We start from the raw sequence: 453 nt of genomic DNA, 5'->3' as shown, positions 1-453 counted from the left end.
GTGGGGAAACGGCGCGGCGGCCCGGTGCGGGCAAGGAAGCCGCGGGGCAGGGCGGGCAGCGTCGGGCGGCTTCGGCTCGGCCTGCTGCCCGTCGCGGCCCAGGCCGAGCCGCTGGCGATCCACTACCTCGAGCGGCGCATCGAGCGCCCGACGCCCCTCAACAACGAAGACCCGATCCCCAACGACGAGGGGCTGAAGGGCGCCGAACTCGGGCTCAAGTATTCGAACGCCACCGGCCGGTTCGTCTCGTTGACCTTCACCCTCGGCAGCCGCGTCGTCGGGCCCGACGAGGATCTTCGCGCCGCCTTCCGCGCGCTGGGCGAGACGCCCCGCTTCGTCGTGCTGAATGTGCCGGCCGAGGACGTGCTGGCGCTCGCCGACATGCCTGAGGCCAAGGGCACCGTGTTCCTCAATGTCGGCGCGCCGGATTCGCGTTTGCGCGAGGCCGATTGC

1 protein-coding gene is annotated in these 453 nt (G+C 72.0%); it reads left to right on the top strand.

Annotated features, from left to right (window positions below; all coding sequences use genetic code 11):
• Nucleotides 1-453: hypothetical protein (locus C1631_RS25550; RefSeq protein WP_228441533.1), on the top strand; the 453-nt coding region annotated here is incomplete at both ends.

This window comes from Chryseobacterium phosphatilyticum (assembly GCF_002899825.2).
Lineage (GTDB): Bacteria > Bacteroidota > Bacteroidia > Flavobacteriales > Weeksellaceae > Chryseobacterium > Chryseobacterium phosphatilyticum.
The sequence above is the reverse complement of the archived record's forward strand: the minus strand, read 5'-3'. Positions and strand labels throughout refer to the sequence as shown.